This window comes from Sphingobacterium sp. 2149, assembly GCF_031455655.1.
Taxonomy (GTDB): Bacteria; Bacteroidota; Bacteroidia; order Sphingobacteriales; family Sphingobacteriaceae; genus Sphingobacterium.
Genome location: NZ_JAVDTD010000020.1, coordinates 1 through 16,953, shown reverse-complemented (window position 1 = coordinate 16,953; position 16,953 = coordinate 1). Strand labels below are relative to the sequence as shown.

The window sequence follows — 16,953 nt, the reverse complement described above, 5'->3', positions numbered from 1 at the left end:
AAAGTAAAACGGAAATATTTGTCAATTCGCTACTTTTTGATTAAAATTGCCTTTGTTTTTGTTAGCATATACGATTATGGAAAATAAGGAATTTGTAAGGGAGACATTGACGTTACCTGGAGAAGGCAAGAAATTACTCTTACACTCCTGCTGTGCTCCTTGTTCTGGAGAAGTAATGGAAGCACTTATTGCTTCAGATATCGATTTTACGATTTATTTTTACAATCCCAATATTCATCCACGCAAAGAATATGATTTACGCAAAGACGAGAACATTCGATTTGCAGAAAAACATCATATTCCTTTTATTGATGCAGATTATGATGTAGACCATTGGTTTGATTTAGCCAAGGGGATGGAACAAGAGCCGGAGAGAGGTATTCGCTGCACGATGTGTTTTGATATGCGTTTTGAAAAAACAGCGGAGTATGCAGCGGCGAATGGCTTTGATGTGATTTCAAGTTCACTGGGCATTTCACGCTGGAAAAATATGGAGCAAATCAACGATTGCGGCTTACGTGCGGCTTCGCGCCATGAAGGTATGGAATATTGGACCTTCAACTGGCGTAAGAAAGGTGGATCGGCTCGTATGTTGGAAGTCTCCAAGAAGGAGAAATTCTATATGCAGGAGTATTGCGGCTGCGCTTATTCGCTGCGCGACACGAATAAATGGCGCATGGCAAATGGGCGCGAAAAGATAGAGTTAGGCAAAAATTATTATGAATAAGCCCTATCATTGGTAGGTATAAAGCTTGGCCTTAGAATATTTAAAAAAATATTTCGATCCTAATGATTTTATACATACCTTTGCAGGCTCAAATGCAAGATTGTGAAACATCTAAAACAATATAGAATTCCCTTTTCGGGGCTCAACGCTGGAAAGCACAATTTTGAGTTTGACATTAATAAAAAGTTCTTTGACTGCTACGAACATTCGATTGTAAAAGATGGCAATCTGGAAGCAGAAGTTGAGTTGCAAAAACAGGAGAACCTGTTGATATTGCATTTTGATATCCAAGGTGAAATTCAGTTGACTTGTGATACCTGCTTAAAAGAGTTTATGTCACCGATTTCAATTCAAGAGCGGATATTAGTCAAATTCACGGATGAAGATTGGACAGATAACACCGAAGAGGTATTGATTTTATCCAAAAGCGACCATGAGTTGGATATAGCTGAGCTATTGTATGAATACATTAATTTAGCTGTTCCCTATATCGTCAAATGTGAAGAGCAGGGAGAAGGCATACAATGTGATCCTGAGATGCTCGCATTATTCACAAGCGAGCCAGAATCAGAGGAACAAAAAGAAGAAGAAATTATCGACCCACGTTGGGAAGCATTGAGAAATATTAAAAATAACTAAAACAAGAATACGAGATGGCACATCCAAAACGTAAGACTTCTAAATCAAGAAGAGACAAAAGAAGAACACATTATAAAGCTGAAGCTCCAAGCTTGACAGTATGTAAAGAAACTGGCGCAGTTCATTTACCTCACCGTGCATATACTGTAGACGGAAATTTGTACTACAACGGTAAATTGATCATTGAAAATACAGCTGTTGTCTAAGGTAAACCTTTCATAACGCCAAAACATCCCAGACAAGCACTATTTCAGAAATTTGCTTTACTTTGGGATGTTTTTTGCGTATTATTGATTTACTAAATAATAACGGATGAAGATTGGTTTAGATATTTTAGGAGGAGATTATGCTCCTAAAGCAACGATAACAGGTGCTATTGAAGCACAAAAGCAGCTTACTGGAGACCAAAAAATAGTCCTTTTTGGTAAAACTGAAGAGACAAAACAATTAATCAATCAAGCCGGAGGAAATTCATCTGACTTTGAATATGTTGAAGCTCCAGAAATTATTGCGATGGGTGAACATCCAACCAAAGCAATAGCTCAAAAACCCAACTCAAGTATTGCGAAGGGGTTTGACTATTTAAAAAACAAAGAAATCGACTCATTTGCTTCTGCTGGTAACACCGGCGCTATGCTCGTGGGCTCGATGTTCAGCGTTAAAGCTATCCCAGGCGTATTGCGTCCTGCTATAGCATCCATCGTACCCAAATTGAAATCAGGCTTCGGGATCTTATTGGACGTCGGCGCAAATGCGGACTGTAAACCAGAGATGTTGAACCAATTTGCAATCTTGGGAAGTGTCTTTGCCGAACATGTGTTCAATGTATCCAACCCTAAAGTCGGATTATTGAATATCGGAGAAGAAGAAGAAAAAGGAAACATCCTAACAACCTCTACCTACCCCCTACTAAAAGCCAACGACAAAATTAACTTTATCGGAAATGCAGAAGGTCGCGACCTGTTCAGTGACCATGCGGACGTATATGTCTGTGATGGATTTACAGGAAATGTCGTCTTGAAACTTGCAGAATCATTTTATGTAGTAACGTTGAAAAAGGGTTTTAAAGATGATTTTTTCGACCGATTCAACTACGAACAGTACGGCGGTAGCCCCATCCTGGGAGTAAATGCTCCTGTCATTATTGGCCACGGTATTTCGACACCTGAGGCCATTAAAAATATGGTTTTATTTTCAAGAGATATGATCGAGTCTAAGTTCATTGACAGCATCAGATCTATTTTCAATTAGAATATTTATGTCAAAGATTCACGCCGCAATTACGGCTGTAAATGGTTACGTTCCGGATTACATCCTAACCAACAAAGAATTGGAAACAATGGTCGACACTAACGACGAGTGGATCGTTTCCAGAACGGGAATCAAAGAGCGTCGCATCTTAAAAGGCGAAGGGCTTGCTACTTCAGATCTTGCTGTACCTGCCGTTCAAGGTTTATTGAAAAAAAGAGGCATAGCTGCTACAGATATTGATCTCATCATCTTTTGTACCAGTACTCCAGATATGCTGTTCCCTGCCACAGCTAATATTCTTGCCGATAAAATTGGAGCGACCAATGCTTGGGGATTTGATCTTCAGGCTGCATGCTCAGGATTTTTATTCGGTTTGAACACGGCAACGCAATTTATCATTGCCGGTACACATAAAAAAGTACTCGTTATCGGTGCAGACAAAATGTCTTCGGTCATCAATTATCAAGACCGCAATACCTGTATCCTATTTGGTGATGGTTGTGGTTGTGTCCTATTGGAACCTAATGAAGAGGGTTTAGGTATACAAGATGCAATTTTAAAAACCGATGGTTCTGGTGGACAATTTTTGAATATCAAAGGTGGTGGATCACTTAACCCAGCCTCGCATGCAACGGTAGATGCAGGATTGCACTATGCCTATCAAGAAGGCCGCACAGTATTTAAATTCGCGGTAACCAATATGGCAGATGTTGCGCACGAAGTGATGGTCAAAAACAATCTTAAATCGGAAGATATCGCGTGGTTGGTACCTCATCAGGCCAATAAACGTATCATTGATGCTACAGCAGAGCGCGTGGGATTGCCGGATGAGAAGGTCATGGTGAACATTCAAAAATATGGTAACACAACAAGTGGTACAATCCCTTTGTGTTTATGGGAATGGGAATCGCAATTGAAGAAAGGAGATAATCTTATCCTTGCCGCTTTCGGCGGTGGTTTCACTTGGGGATCCATCTATTTAAAATGGGCGTATTAATTGTCCATTTTATGGTATAATTTATTACTTTTGACAGTTAGAATTTTTTAGAAACAAACAAAACCTAGAATACTATGGGTATGGATATCAAACAAATTCAGGACTTGATTAAATTCGTTTCAAAATCAGGTGTGAATGAAGTCTCGATTGAAGAGCAAGATTTTAAAATTACAATAAAAACAAATCAAGAGCCTACGTATGTGACAGCTTCTGTTCCTGCTGTTGCCCCTATCGCTGCTCCTCAAGTTGCGCAAGCAGCGGCACCAGCTCCTGTAGCTAGTCCTGCAGCGCCAGCCGCAAATGCAGATGCAAACTTGATTACAATCAAATCACCAATGATCGGTACATTCTACCGTTCGGCAGGACCTGGCAAACCGTCTTTCATCAATGTTGGTGATGATATCAATACAGGTTCTGTATTATGTATCGTTGAAGCAATGAAATTATTCAACGAAATTGAATCTGAAGTTTCAGGTAAAATCGTTAAGATTTTGGTAGAAGATGCTCAACCTGTTGAGTTCGACCAGCCATTATTCTTAGTTGAGCCTAAATAATTTACAATTGCGTAAATGAATATATGTAGCCTCCAAAGGGCTACATTTTTTTGCAAACTTCATAATTCAAGACAATGTTCAAAAAAATATTAATTGCAAATAGAGGAGAGATTGCCCTGCGCATTATCCGTACCTGTCGTGAAATGGGTATCAAAAGTGTTGCAGTATATTCTACTGCTGACCGAGATAGCCTACACGTAAGATTTGCGGATGAAGCCGTTTGTATCGGTCCTCCTCCAAGTAGAGACTCTTACTTAAACATTCCGAATATTATTTCTGCTGCCGAACTGACAAATGCTGATGCAATCCATCCAGGATATGGTTTCTTATCCGAAAATGCGCGCTTTTCAGCGATATGTGCAGAATATGGCATCAAATTTATTGGTGCTACAGCCGAACAGATCGAGAAAATGGGTGATAAATCCCGTGCTAAGGATACCATGAAAAAAGCTGGTGTTCCTACAGTGCCCGGATCTGAAGGTTTGATATCAAATGTAAAAGAAGGCATTTCATTAGCAAATGAAATCGGTTATCCTGTTATCATCAAAGCAACTGCTGGTGGTGGTGGTCGTGGAATGCGTATCATTTGGAAAGATGAAGAATTCGAACCGGCGTGGGATTCTGCACGTGTTGAATCAGCTGCGGCTTTCGGTAATGATGGAATCTACCTTGAAAAATATGTAGAAGAACCTCGTCATATTGAATTCCAGATTGTAGGTGATCAATTTGGCACTGTATGTCACCTATCTGAACGTGACTGCTCAATTCAACGCCGTCACCAAAAATTGATCGAAGAATCTCCATCTCCATTCATGACTCCTGAGTTGAGAGCCGAAATGGGTGAAGCTGCTGTCAAAGGTGCCAAAGCGGTGAACTATGAGGGCGCTGGTACGATCGAATTCCTGGTTGACAAACATCGTAACTTCTACTTTATGGAAATGAATACCCGTATCCAGGTAGAACATCCAGTAACGGAAGAAGTCATCAATTTTGATTTGATCAAAGAACAGATTAAAGTGGCAGCAGGAATTCCTATCTCGGGAAAAAATTATGAACCGCAGATGCATGCCATTGAATGTCGTATCAATGCAGAAGATCCTTTTAATAACTTCCGCCCTTCTCCAGGTAAGATCACGAACTTTCACTCACCAGGTGGGCATGGAGTACGTGTAGATACCCATGTATATTCAGGATACACCATTCCGCCTAATTACGATTCGATGATTGCGAAATTAATCACTGTGGCACAAACGCGTGAGGAAGCAATCAGCACTATGGAAAGAGCACTAAGCGAATTTGTCATTGAAGGAATCAAAACAACCATCCCTTTGCACTTAAGATTGATGCGTGATCCTAATTTTAGAGCAGGTAATTTCACAACGAAGTTTATGGAAACTTTCGACCTAACTGAATATCCTGTAGAAGATTAAATAAAATTATCTTTACACACATAAAAAATACCATTCTTTACAATAAGAATGGTATTTTTGTTTCCAAACAATTTTTATGAGTACACCTAATTCGAAAGATCTTATACAAGCTATTAAAGATAAAGGGAAGAACATAGAAGCAGAGATGTCGTTCTTTGACCACCTTGAGGTTTTAAGATGGCATTTGGTCCGTTCAGCAATTGCGATCTGTATCTTTGCAGGTATTGCTTTTACATTCTATGATTTCGTATTCAACGATATCATCATGGGGCCAAAAAATCTAAATTTTTGGACCTATCGCATGATGTGTAAAGCAGCCGACGCTTTTAATCTGGCAGACTTTTGTGTAAAAAAAATTCCTTTTAATATCATCAATACTGAACTAGCAGGTCAATTTATGCTTCAGATAAACTCCTGTTTATTGATGGCTTTGATGATGGGCTTTCCTTATCTTCTTTTTGAAATCTGGTTATTTGTAAAACCAGCATTAACAGACGTAGAAAGACGATCTGCCCGTGGGTTTGTATTTTATGCTTCGCTATTGTTTATTTTAGGGGCACTCTTCGGATACTACATTGTTGTACCATTATCCATCAACTTTCTAGCAAATGTATCGCTGAGTGATGAAATCGTCAACCAGATTACCATTGATAATTACCTTTCGACCATTTCAACTTTAACATTGGGCTGTGGTATTGTCTTCCTACTTCCGATACTGGTATTTATTCTCTCTAAAATCGGTATTATGACTCCGGAATTTATGCGAGCCAGCCGTCGTTATGCAACAGTCATTATTTTAGTGATAGCTGCGGTTATTACACCTTCGGCAGATATAATCACCATGCTGACAGTTGCGGCACCAATGTTCCTATTATATGAAATCAGTATTATGGTTTCTGCGGATGTTAAAAGAAAAAAATTAGCACAAGAAAAATAAAATAACAATAAAAATGAGCAGCGTAAAGAAAATTGCAATTGGAAGTGACCACGCGGGTTTTGACTACAAAACAGCTTTGGTAAGCTTTTTGAAAGAACTGGGTTATGAAGTAACAGATTTTGGGACAAATTCTCCAGACTCAGTTGACTATCCAGATTTCGCACACCCAGTTGCATCAGCAGTGGAAAATAAAGAAGCAGATGCCGGAGTTTTAATTTGTGGCAGTGCAAATGGAGTTGCCATCACAGCCAATAAACACCAAAATATTCGTGCTGCTATCTGTTGGTTAGAGGAAATCTCTGCTTTGGCCCGTCAGCATAATGATGCTAACGTAGTGTGTATCCCAGCACGTTTTATCGATCTTGAGCTTGCTAAAAAGATTATCAATACATTTATAAACACAGCATTCGAAGGTGGCCGTCACGCTAATCGGGTAGACAAAATCGCTTGTAGCTGTTAATAAATTAACATATTTTAAGATGCGGATGAAAGGTAAACAATACTTTTCATCCGCTTTTTTTTATATATTGTGCAGATACTGAACGTGCTTACATCTATCTGTAAGAAGATAGCGGCGGTGGAGCCAACTGAAAACTCAAGATAAAGCTTACAAACTAGTAACAGTAAAAAATAAACAATGAAAAAAATATACAACCTGCTTTGGATCGCATGCGTGCTGATGAGCTGTGCTAAAGCACAGGACGTAAACAGTAAATATGCGGAGGAAATCACAGTAGAATCTACGCAAAAGCATCTACGCACCTTAGCTTCTGTTGATTTTGAAGGCAGAGGAACGGGGCAAAAAGGCGGACGCCTGGCTGCAGAATATATTGCCAATGAATTTAAAAAATATGGCCTTACTGCACCTGTCAATGGGTCTTATTTCCAACCCCTGCAGCTTATTCGAAATAGCTTCAAGGTAAAGCAATTTAGTATTAATGAGAGACCTTTTCAACATGGCAAAGATATTTTTGTCATTGGCAACAATGAAAACAAGTTTTTCGAGGGTAGTGAAATTGTTTTTATTGGCTATGGTATTGATGATCCCCAATATTCGGATATCGCTGGTATGGATCTCCATAATAAGATTGTTATGCTAATCAATGAGCATGAACCAACGGATGAAAAGGGTAATTCATGGATTAGCAGCACAAAGACTCCGTCTAACTGGTCGACAACCAGAAATAAAAAAGTTAAGGAAATCCTTAAACACAATCCTAAGATGATATTGGCTATTAACAGTCAATTATCTCAACTTTTGGAAGATGCTGGAGACCGGGCTACAGAAGGACGCTATAATTTAGCGATAGATCAGCCCGCACCGGAGAAGTCGCCTATGATCCCTGTTGTCAATATTACTGATCATGCAGCCAACTATGTTTTGAATCTAGCGCGAACTAACCTTGCCGCTATAGTTTCAAAGATTAATCGATCTGGACAGCCAAGTTCTTTTGTTATTCCTACTAATTTTAAAGCCGAGTTTGGCACCAATGCCACTACTCTAACTGACCCAAATATTCTTGGTTACCTGGAAGGAACAGATAAAAAAGATGAAGTCGTGGTGATTGGAGGCCACTATGACCATGATGGAATAGATTCCAAAGGAAATATCTTCTTTGGGGCCGATGACAATGCCTCGGGCACAACGGCTGTTCTCGAGTTGGCACGTGTTTTTTCAAAGGCTAAATCTGCTGGAAATGGCCCTAGGCGCAGTATCTTGTTCATTACCTACGCTGCAGAGGAAAAAGGATTATTAGGATCCAAATTTTATACCGAAAATCCAGTGTTCCCATTGAAAAATACTGTAGCCTGCATTAATATTGATATGATTGGTCGTGTCGACGATAAGCATCTCAAAGGAAATCACAATTACATCCATGCGATTGGTTCGGATAAATTGAGCTCGGAGTTGTATCAAATCAATAAGAATGAGAATGAGATGCATACGAAAATGGAGATCGACTACACCTATGACAATCCAAAGGATCCCATGCGTTTGTATTATCGTTCAGATCATTACAACTTTGCAAAAAAAGGTATACCCTCAGTCTTTTATTTTTCGGGATTGCATCCGGACTATCACACACCTGCGGACACCTATGACAAGATCGATTTTCCCTTGATGGTAAAGCGCGAGCAACTTGCATTCTTTACTGCATGGCAAATTGCCAATCGGGAAAATCGCCTCGTTGTTGACACCAATAAGGAATAAGACCGAATTATCCGCTGTAATTAAAATTATTTTACCGTATAAAAAAAGCAAGTGAACAAAAGTTTACTTGCTTTTTTTATACGGTAAAATGACCTTCAGAATAAACATTTTATGGGTAATTATTGTTAACTTTAATACAAAAAAACAAGTATAATTTATGGCTTTTGTAGATTACTATAAAGTGCTTGGCACTGATAAGACAGCCTCAGCTGATGAGATCAAAAAAGCATATCGAAAACTAGCCCGCAAATACCATCCTGATGTCAACCCTAACGACAATGAGGCAAAACAAAGATTTCAGGAGATTAATGAGGCAAATGAGGTATTATCTGACCCTGAAAAGCGTAAAAAGTATGACCAATATGGTGAGCACTGGCAACATGGGGAGGAATATGAAAAAGCGCAACAGCAATACCGCCAATCCCAGTCGGCTGGAGGCAATCCATTTGGCGGAACTGGCAATCCCTTTGGCGGAAACAGCGGTTCTCACGAGTATACCGGAAACTTTGACGACAGCCAATTTTCTGATTTCTTTGAACAGATGTTTGGGAGCCGAAGTGGTGGCGGACGGCAAAGCACATTCCGTGGACAGGATTTTAATGCCGAACTCAGCTTATCTTTACAAGAGGCTTACACCACCCATTCACAAACATTTAATATCAACGGAAAAAATATCCGTATCACGATTCATGCGGGAGTCGAGGATGGCCAAAAAATCAAACTTAAAGGTTATGGAGGCGATGGTATAAATGGTGGTCCAAAGGGAGATCTCTACATAACAATCAACATCGCCCCCGATGGTCGTTTTAAACGTCAGGGAAGCGACTTGTATACAACACTTGACATCGATCTCTACACCGCTATCTTAGGCGGCGAGGCTACGCTAGATACATTCGGTGGAAAAATAAAATTAAAAATAAAAGCTGAAAGTCAAAATGGTGCAAAAATGCGTCTTAAAGGAAAAGGGTTCCCTGTGTATCGAAAGGAGGGCGAATTTGGAGATCTATATGTTACATTGAATATACAAATGCCGAGCAATCTGACTGCCGAAGAAAAAACATTGTTTCAACAATTGAAGGATCTAAAGAAATAATATTATGGAAACGACACTTATAAGAGTCATAGACTTCTGTCAGTCTAGAAAGGTTGAAACAACCTTTTTGGAAACTATGGTGGAATATGGGCTCATACACATCGTCATTCAACAGGAAGAACAATATATCGATGAAGACGATCTTCAGAAACTGGAACGTTTTTCAAATCTCTATTACGAGCTAGAAGTGAATCCTGCCGGAATTGAGGTGGCTAGCCATTTATTGGAAAAAGTGGAACAGCTTCAAAACGAAATCTTGCATTTAAAGAATAAATTAAAATCCTTGGAATACTGATCCAAGGATTTTAATTTATTCTCTAAAATTCGACATCTCGCTCTGTATTTACTTTGGTCTGCCAAACAATTTTATCTTTCAAAGTCGTGTACAGAATTTCATAATCTCCTTTACAGGTGACAAAGGATCCATAAAAATCATTGGGCTTCATTACACGATAAACAACCAATTTTCTTTTCCCCTCAACCACACCATAGGCTTTCATTAACATAAAGCCTGTTTTGTTTACCTTTTCTTCAGGAATTTTATAATCCAAATGTGAACGGCTAATGCCGTCATCTGGGCATAAAATTTCGGTACGGCTCGGTGTAAACTTATAACGATCGCGATACATGGCCACATTCGACATTACAATATCCTTAGCCCATGCAACGTCGGTAAAATTCTCGGGGACGAGAAAAATCAAAGACACCATTTTTTCTTGCCAAAGGCGGCCGTTAAAAGGGATGACAAAATGAAGCAACTTCTGCCTTTTAAACGTTGTGATGCTATAAAAATATCGACCTTCTTTATGCTGCTCACGCTGAAAATAACTTAGATTCAGCAGATGGTTTTTCTTTCCTTTTACATTTGGTGAATTGTTCACTATGGCAAGCATATCATAGCTATATTTCCCCGCTAAATGTCCAGAAAATAGCACGCTGTAAGCAGTGTCCGAATATCGCAAGTGGCGTAACACCTTGCGAAACCTACGCGTAACTTTATCGGCATTGATTGGACTCGTATTGCCTTGCCAATTTTTATCCTCCATAATATCATCCCCTAAAAATACGGTGAGCTCTTTATTGAGATTAACAAAATATTCGTCTCCCTCGACAGCAAAACCGTTAGGAACGACCTGATAAGATTTACATGAAGAGAGCGTCGCAAAGGCGATAATGACATAGAAGACTCGGATGATTATGGTGTGCATACTATAATACTTGGTGTTTTATTTTGCTAGATTAAGACGAATGGGCAATGTATAGGCAACTCGTACTGGTTTACCGCCGACGAGCGCCGGTTTCCATCGCTTTGCACGTTCCATGAGTTTCAACGTTGCTTCTTTGGTGCCATAACCGAGATCCTTTTTAACTTTAATATGGGATAAGCTACCATCTATTTCAATAATAAAATTGACTTCAATCATACCACTGATATCATGTTCCACAGCCTGTTTTGGAAACTGAAAATTATTGCCTACCCAAATCATAAATGACTGCATTCCTCCTTCTGGAACTGGCTTCACTTCGACCTGATCAAAAGGCATCGTATCCGGTTGTTCATTGGACTGTATGTGGCTACGCTTTGTTTGTTTAGGCGGGTAGGTCTGATGATCGAATGCTGCCACCTGCTTAACCCCTGACTCAACAGCTAAAACCATTCCTTTTGCCCTACTCGTATTGAATACTAAAGTAGATAAGGTTATCAACAATAGCATGGGTAACACCGTTACGTATAACAGGCGCTGTCTCGGTTTCGATTTATCTTTAAATAACATCCTGATGCGCAACTTTAAAAACGAATGATTCGAAAATTCTTGTGAAAAAACCAATTGGTCTGTTCGCAATGCATGAGCGACCAACATTTCTGCATAGGCCACCTTATCGGCAGAACAAATTTCATCTACAATATATTCATGTTGAAACCGTATTTCTCTTTGAAGAAAATAGACAACAGGATTGAACCAATTGAAAATTTTCAGGATCTCAATCAATAGCAAGTCGTATGAATGCCCCTGTTCAGTATGGATCTGTTCATGCCATGCAATATTTTCCTTGTTGTAGGTCAATCTCCCGATTACAATCCTATTAAAAAAGGAAAAACTTAGGTGATCAGGCGAAGAACGCAATACCCGAAAAAGATAGCTGATTCGGATCATTAGGAAAAGGCAGGCGAGTACCACCCCTATCCAATAAATCTTTACAATTATATCTAAAAAAAATAAGGGCTTTTCAATTGAGTTTCCAATTCCTATATCCACATATGTTCCCAGATCGATCTTTACAAGATGTTTGGAAATCAGCTCAGTCTTTGGTAATTCAATAAAAATACCTACCGGAGCCAATAGCGAAAATATGGACATTCCGATGAGATAGATCCGATTCCATTGAAAAAAAGTGAGCCTTCTAAAAATCAGTTTATAGAGTACAAAACTGATAATCAATGAAACATTGACAATCAATAAATAAATCATAATCAAAAAGTTTATAAAGGTTTTGGTTGTTATTTATTACGTTCAATTATAGACAGGATTTCATCAAGTTCCCTAACGTCTAATCTATTCTCTTCCAAAAAATAAGAAAGCATACTTTTGGGGGAATTATCAAAATAATTGGTTAGTAATTTTCCTGTAAGACCTTTCTTATATTCCTCTTTTGAAATCTTCGGTAAATACTGATGGCTTTTTCCAAAAGATTCATGCGTCACAAAACCCTTCGTTTCGAGAATACGAACGATAGTCGACACTGTATTGTAGGCAGGTTTCGGTTCTGGCAACCGATCAATAATCTCTTTGACAAAGCCACGCTCCATCTCCCAGAGCTCTTTCATAATTTGCTCTTCAGCTTTCGTTAACTCTTTAAAATCTTCCATAACCTCTATAGAATAAAAAAATACTGTAATAATAATACGTTCTCTAAGTTAAAACTAAATATTTAGTTTTACAACTATATTTTTAGTTTTAAAATAAATGACTGATAAACAATACTTTTTATTAAAGATTCGAATTTAATCTTCGAAGTTCTTCTTGCGTGAAGCTTTCAGTTGAGCTTGTTGCTTCTTTCTGTCTAACCTTTTTAAAATGCTTGAATAAGGTATTCTTGTTTTCTTTCGGGCCTTTATTGGTACAAGCGCGGACTCCAAAATACGCCTAAAGCGATCGATTGCAATTTCTTTATTCCGAATCTGTGATCGATCGATATCACATTCCAGTTGCAATATTCCATATTTATTTATGCGATTTGCCAAAACTGTATAAATCATCGCTTTTTCTTCAACAGAAACAGCTGTGGAAACCTCGACATTCCACTGCAGCAATACTTTGGATGACACCTTGTTTACGTGTTGTCCACCTGCTCCGCCCGACCTGGAAAACTTAAACGTCAGTTCGCCTATTACTCCTTCTAAATTCATTTTTCTTTAAATGCTTCTTCTATCTTTTCCATTTTTTTTAGTAAAAAACCCAATTTTTCCACTTGGTCCCGTTGTACTTCGGCAAGTTCTTGCTCTTTGCGGATAATGAGGTGATCAATTTTCTCATGCAATTCCCTAATTTCGAGTTCAGCTTTTAAGTTAACCATATAATCATTTCTTGCCCGTTCGCGATCTTTATCTTCCTGCCTATTTTGGCTCATCATAATAACGGGAGCCTGTAACGCTGCCACACAGGACAGAATCAGGTTAAGTAAAATAAAGGGATAGGGATCAAAACCTTTATTATTTAACCAATAGATATTGGCTAAGATCCAAACGATCAAAAAAAAGATAAAGGAAATAATAAATACCCAGCTTCCACCAAATTCAGCCACTTTATCTGCAACTTTGTCCCCTAAGCTGATCGGTTCATTTGTATCTCCATCCAGACTCGCGCTGATTACCTTATTTTCCTTGAAGCTATCAATTACCTGTTGATCCAGTTGACTTAACTGTCCCGACTCATCCCTTAAAAATTCGGATATATAAGCTTCTTTGAACCGTGTCAACTCTGTGGAAGCGATGTATTTATCTTTACCAAAGCTCGGATACTCCTTTTTTATAAGTTTAAAAATTGGCTGTCGAATTGAAGCCCCCAAAATACGTTGTTCAGAAGGAAATTGCTGTCCTGAAATATCACTTATAAAGTTATCCATATACCGATTAAATGTCTATTTAAAGATAGCGCTTTTTAACCAATCAAAAAATTCACAAAACTATGGCAATTGGTTTTTGTTATTTTACGCATAAATAGTCGAAATTTGCAGCACAAAATTTAGGAATAAGCATCCTCAATTTTTCATGTTTTCATGAAATGATTGAAGAAGACAATCGTTAGACTAAAATTGCTTCTTCGTTGTCTGATGAATAAATGTACTATATATGCGATAAACATCGCATGTGTTTAGACGAAAATAGTCGGAATACTAACATGAGGTTCACGTTAGCCTTTAAACAAAATTGAACAGTGCATACTAGAGATGCAGTTAAATATACGCTCAGACATAATTACGCAGATGAAAATAGGAATTGTTTGTTATCCCACCTTTGGTGGAAGTGGTGTAGTTGCAACCGAACTAGGAAAGGCTTTGGCCGCTAATGGACATGAGATCCATTTTATTACCTATCGACAACCTGCACGGCTGGATTTCTTTTCTGAAAACCTATACTACCATGAGGTAGCTGTTTCGCAATATCCGCTTTTTGACTTTCTACCCTATGAATCTGCATTAGCCAGCAAACTGGTAGATGTTGTTCGTTTCGAAAAGTTGGATTTGATCCACGTCCACTATGCAATCCCACATGCATCAGCGGCATTTATGGCAAAACAGATCTTGCTTACTACCTATGGCATTAATATTCCGGTAGTAACAACCTTGCATGGCACAGATATTACACTTGTAGGTAAGGACAAGAGTTTTAGTCCCGTTGTTACATTCTCCATCAATCAATCAGATGGCGTAACTGCTGTATCACAGAATCTAAAAGATCAGACGCTGGGATACTTTGACATTACCCGCGACATCAAGGTGATCCCAAACTTTATTGATTTGGACAGGTTCAGCAATAAAGACCGTTCACATTTCAAAAAAGCGATTGCTCCGGGCAATGAACGGATATTGGTTCATACGTCCAACTTCAGAAAGGTTAAAAATACTGAAGATGTCATTCGTATTTTTAAGAAAGTACATGATGTAATCCCTTCGAAGCTCTTAATGGTAGGAGATGGTCCTGAGCGTCGAAACGCAGAAGAGCTTTCGAGAGAACTTAATGTATGTCAAGACATACGTTTCTTGGGTAAACAAGATGCAGTGGAAGAAATACTGTCTGTATCGGATCTTTTCCTAATGCCTTCAAGCTCGGAAAGCTTCGGACTCGCAGCACTAGAGGCCATGGCCTGTCAAGTTCCGGTGATTTCTTCCAATACCGGTGGTTTACCTGAACTGAATGAAAATGGTGTAACTGGATTTCTCAGTGCGGTGGGCGATGTGGATGACATGGCAAAAAATGCAATTTATATTCTGGAAGATGGTGAGCGTCTAGATAAATTTAAAGAAGCAGCATTAAATCACGCCAAAGAATTCCAATTGTCTAATATTATGCCTCTTTATGAGCAATATTACCAAAAAGTCATTAGTGAAACAATAAAACCACAATAAATATCACTTTAAGTCCTAGGGGATAAAAAAAATATTTTATCTTTGACCTTTGGAAAATTTCCAAAAAAACAATTATGAAATACAAACGTATCTTATTAAAACTTAGCGGTGAATCCTTAATGGGTGACCAAAGCTATGGTATCGATATTAACCGTGTATCACAATACGCTAATGATATCAAAGAAATTCACGATCAAGGTTTAGAAATTGCAATTGTTATCGGTGGCGGTAATATTTACCGTGGTTTAAGCGCTGAAAAATCAGGAATGGACCGTGTTCAAGCAGACTATATGGGCATGCTTGCCACAGTCATCAATAGCATGGCACTGCAGGATGCACTTGAGAAAGTTGGGAAAAAGACACGTTTGCTTACTGCGATCAAAATGGAGCAAATATGTGAGCCCTTTATTCGTAGAAGAGCCGTTCGCCACTTGGAAAAAGGCCGTATTGTTATTTTCGGAGCTGGTACTGGAAATCCCTACTTCACAACGGATACTGCGGCATCTTTACGTGCGATCGAAATCAATGCAGATGCAGTATTGAAAGGAACACGTGTAGATGGTATTTACACTGCTGATCCGGAAAAAGATCCTAGTGCAACAAAATTTGAGGAAATATCATTCACAGAGGTTTATGAGAAAGGATTAAATGTCATGGATATGACTGCCTTTACCCTTTGTCAAGAAAACAAATTACCAATCATCGTATTTGATATGAACAAACCAGGCAATTTATTAAAACTTGCTAATGGTGAACATGTTGGAACTGTGGTTAAATAATTTAAATCTGTTAAAAACGTAATCTTATATGAACGAACTAATTTCAATTGAATTGGACGATTGTAAAGACAAGATGTCCAAAGCAGTTGCTCACACCGAATCCGAATTAACTAAAATTCGTGCCGGTAAAGCTTCTCCATCTATGTTAGATGGTATTTCAGTAGACTATTATGGTAGCGCCACTCCACTTTCACAAGTGGCAAACATCAATACGACTGATGCACGGACTATTGTTATTCAGCCTTGGGAGAAATCGCTTATCAACGCAATTGAAAAATCTATCACAGACGCTAACCTAGGCATCAACCCGCAGAACGATGGTATCGTTATTCGTCTGAATGTTCCCCCTTTAACAGAAGAAAGGAGACGTGATCTAGTTAAGAAGGTAAAAGAGGAAACTGAAAGAGGCCGTATCGGTATTCGTAATATCCGTAAGGATGTCAATGAGTCCATCAAGAAATTGAAAAATGATGGTGCGTCAGAAGATGAAATTAAAACTGCCGAAGGTGAAGTCCAAAAGTTAACGGACGCATTCATTGTAAAAGTTGATAAATTGGCTGAACTAAAAGAAAAAGATATCATGACTGTTTAAGTCTTCCTACTTAAATGGGAAAAAGAGGCTGTCTCAAAATGACAGTCTCTTTTTTTTGCATTATCTAAGGCTTATAATTTGTTTTAATTGTTTGATTTTCATATATTTATAGTG

20 protein-coding genes are annotated in these 16,953 nt (G+C 38.6%); 15 read left to right on the top strand and 5 right to left on the bottom strand.

Translation table 11 applies throughout. From position 1 onward, the window contains the following. Positions 1 to 58 precede the first annotated feature (58 nt). From J2X77_RS22790 to J2X77_RS22735, 12 genes are all read left to right on the top strand, one after another. A complete protein-coding gene (locus J2X77_RS22790; protein ID WP_310082653.1) occupies positions 59 to 727 on the top strand; it encodes an epoxyqueuosine reductase QueH in 669 nt (222 codons plus the stop codon). 102 nt (positions 728 to 829) lie between these two features. After that, positions 830 to 1,366 carry a DUF177 domain-containing protein gene (locus J2X77_RS22785; protein ID WP_209581693.1) on the top strand — a complete coding sequence of 179 codons (537 nt, stop codon included), beginning with the start codon at positions 830 to 832 and terminating at the stop codon, positions 1,364 to 1,366. A gap of 14 nt (positions 1,367 to 1,380) precedes the next feature. Then, positions 1,381 to 1,572, top strand: coding sequence for a 50S ribosomal protein L32 (gene rpmF, locus J2X77_RS22780; protein WP_046672269.1), 192 nt, complete (start codon positions 1,381 to 1,383; stop codon positions 1,570 to 1,572). Between the two features lie 106 nt (positions 1,573 to 1,678). Then, positions 1,679 to 2,617, top strand: a complete 939-nt coding sequence (gene plsX, locus J2X77_RS22775) for a phosphate acyltransferase PlsX (protein WP_209581695.1) — start codon at positions 1,679 to 1,681, stop codon at positions 2,615 to 2,617. Between the two features lie 7 nt (positions 2,618 to 2,624). Then, a complete protein-coding gene (locus J2X77_RS22770) occupies positions 2,625 to 3,614 on the top strand; it encodes a beta-ketoacyl-ACP synthase III (protein WP_209581697.1) in 990 nt (329 codons plus the stop codon). A 74-nt stretch (positions 3,615 to 3,688) separates the two neighbouring features. Continuing rightward, positions 3,689 to 4,168: an acetyl-CoA carboxylase biotin carboxyl carrier protein gene (accB, locus tag J2X77_RS22765; RefSeq protein WP_209581723.1), complete on the top strand. Its 480-nt coding sequence runs from the start codon at positions 3,689 to 3,691 to the stop codon at positions 4,166 to 4,168. A gap of 74 nt (positions 4,169 to 4,242) precedes the next feature. Continuing rightward, positions 4,243 to 5,598, top strand: a complete 1,356-nt coding sequence (accC, locus tag J2X77_RS22760) for an acetyl-CoA carboxylase biotin carboxylase subunit (protein ID WP_209581726.1) — start codon at positions 4,243 to 4,245, stop codon at positions 5,596 to 5,598. Positions 5,599 to 5,674: 76 nt separating this feature from the next. Further along, the gene (gene tatC / locus J2X77_RS22755) at positions 5,675 to 6,535 is read left to right on the top strand and encodes a twin-arginine translocase subunit TatC (protein WP_209581730.1); all 861 of its coding nucleotides are present in this window, start codon (positions 5,675 to 5,677) and stop codon (positions 6,533 to 6,535) included. A gap of 13 nt (positions 6,536 to 6,548) precedes the next feature. After that, positions 6,549 to 6,995: a ribose 5-phosphate isomerase B gene (gene rpiB / locus J2X77_RS22750; RefSeq protein ID WP_209581732.1), complete on the top strand. Its 447-nt coding sequence runs from the start codon at positions 6,549 to 6,551 to the stop codon at positions 6,993 to 6,995. 177 nt (positions 6,996 to 7,172) lie between these two features. Further along, on the top strand, positions 7,173 to 8,747 hold the full coding sequence (locus J2X77_RS22745) for a M28 family peptidase (RefSeq protein ID WP_209581736.1): 1,575 nt from the start codon (positions 7,173 to 7,175) through the stop codon (positions 8,745 to 8,747). A gap of 157 nt (positions 8,748 to 8,904) precedes the next feature. Continuing rightward, positions 8,905 to 9,840 (top strand): DnaJ C-terminal domain-containing protein, encoded by a 936-nt coding sequence (locus tag J2X77_RS22740; RefSeq protein WP_209581739.1) that lies wholly within the window; start codon positions 8,905 to 8,907, stop codon positions 9,838 to 9,840. Positions 9,841 to 9,844: 4 nt separating this feature from the next. Next, complete coding sequence (locus J2X77_RS22735; protein ID WP_310082643.1) at positions 9,845 to 10,135, top strand: chaperone modulator CbpM; 291 nt, start codon at positions 9,845 to 9,847, stop codon at positions 10,133 to 10,135. Positions 10,136 to 10,157: 22 nt separating this feature from the next. Here the strand turns inward: J2X77_RS22735 and J2X77_RS22730 are convergent, their stop codons facing one another. From J2X77_RS22730 to J2X77_RS22710, 5 genes are all read right to left on the bottom strand, one after another. Then, positions 10,158 to 11,048: a hypothetical protein gene (locus J2X77_RS22730; RefSeq protein WP_209581742.1), complete on the bottom strand. Its 891-nt coding sequence runs from the start codon at positions 11,046 to 11,048 to the stop codon at positions 10,158 to 10,160. Between the two features lie 18 nt (positions 11,049 to 11,066). Further along, positions 11,067 to 12,311: a M56 family metallopeptidase gene (locus J2X77_RS22725; RefSeq protein WP_209581758.1), complete on the bottom strand. Its 1,245-nt coding sequence runs from the start codon at positions 12,309 to 12,311 to the stop codon at positions 11,067 to 11,069. 29 nt (positions 12,312 to 12,340) lie between these two features. Next, positions 12,341 to 12,709 (bottom strand): BlaI/MecI/CopY family transcriptional regulator, encoded by a 369-nt coding sequence (locus J2X77_RS22720; RefSeq protein ID WP_209581760.1) that lies wholly within the window; start codon positions 12,707 to 12,709, stop codon positions 12,341 to 12,343. 135 nt (positions 12,710 to 12,844) lie between these two features. Next, positions 12,845 to 13,249 (bottom strand): alternative ribosome rescue aminoacyl-tRNA hydrolase ArfB, encoded by a 405-nt coding sequence (arfB, locus tag J2X77_RS22715; protein WP_209581763.1) that lies wholly within the window; start codon positions 13,247 to 13,249, stop codon positions 12,845 to 12,847. Beyond that, the gene (locus J2X77_RS22710) at positions 13,246 to 13,965 is read right to left on the bottom strand and encodes a DUF1003 domain-containing protein (RefSeq protein WP_209581766.1); all 720 of its coding nucleotides are present in this window, start codon (positions 13,963 to 13,965) and stop codon (positions 13,246 to 13,248) included. The genes arfB and J2X77_RS22710 overlap by 4 nt, the downstream gene beginning before the upstream one ends. 360 nt (positions 13,966 to 14,325) lie before the next feature. Between J2X77_RS22710 and bshA the strand changes: the two genes are divergently transcribed. The 3 genes from bshA (at position 14,326) to frr (ending at position 16,839) form a co-directional block, all read left to right on the top strand. Beyond that, positions 14,326 to 15,468, top strand: a complete 1,143-nt coding sequence (gene bshA, locus J2X77_RS22705) for an N-acetyl-alpha-D-glucosaminyl L-malate synthase BshA (RefSeq protein WP_209581770.1) — start codon at positions 14,326 to 14,328, stop codon at positions 15,466 to 15,468. A 74-nt stretch (positions 15,469 to 15,542) separates the two neighbouring features. Further along, positions 15,543 to 16,247 (top strand): UMP kinase, encoded by a 705-nt coding sequence (pyrH, locus tag J2X77_RS22700; RefSeq protein ID WP_075991132.1) that lies wholly within the window; start codon positions 15,543 to 15,545, stop codon positions 16,245 to 16,247. Positions 16,248 to 16,275: 28 nt separating this feature from the next. Further along, the gene (gene frr / locus J2X77_RS22695; protein WP_209581773.1) at positions 16,276 to 16,839 is read left to right on the top strand and encodes a ribosome recycling factor; all 564 of its coding nucleotides are present in this window, start codon (positions 16,276 to 16,278) and stop codon (positions 16,837 to 16,839) included. Positions 16,840 to 16,953 lie beyond the last annotated feature (114 nt).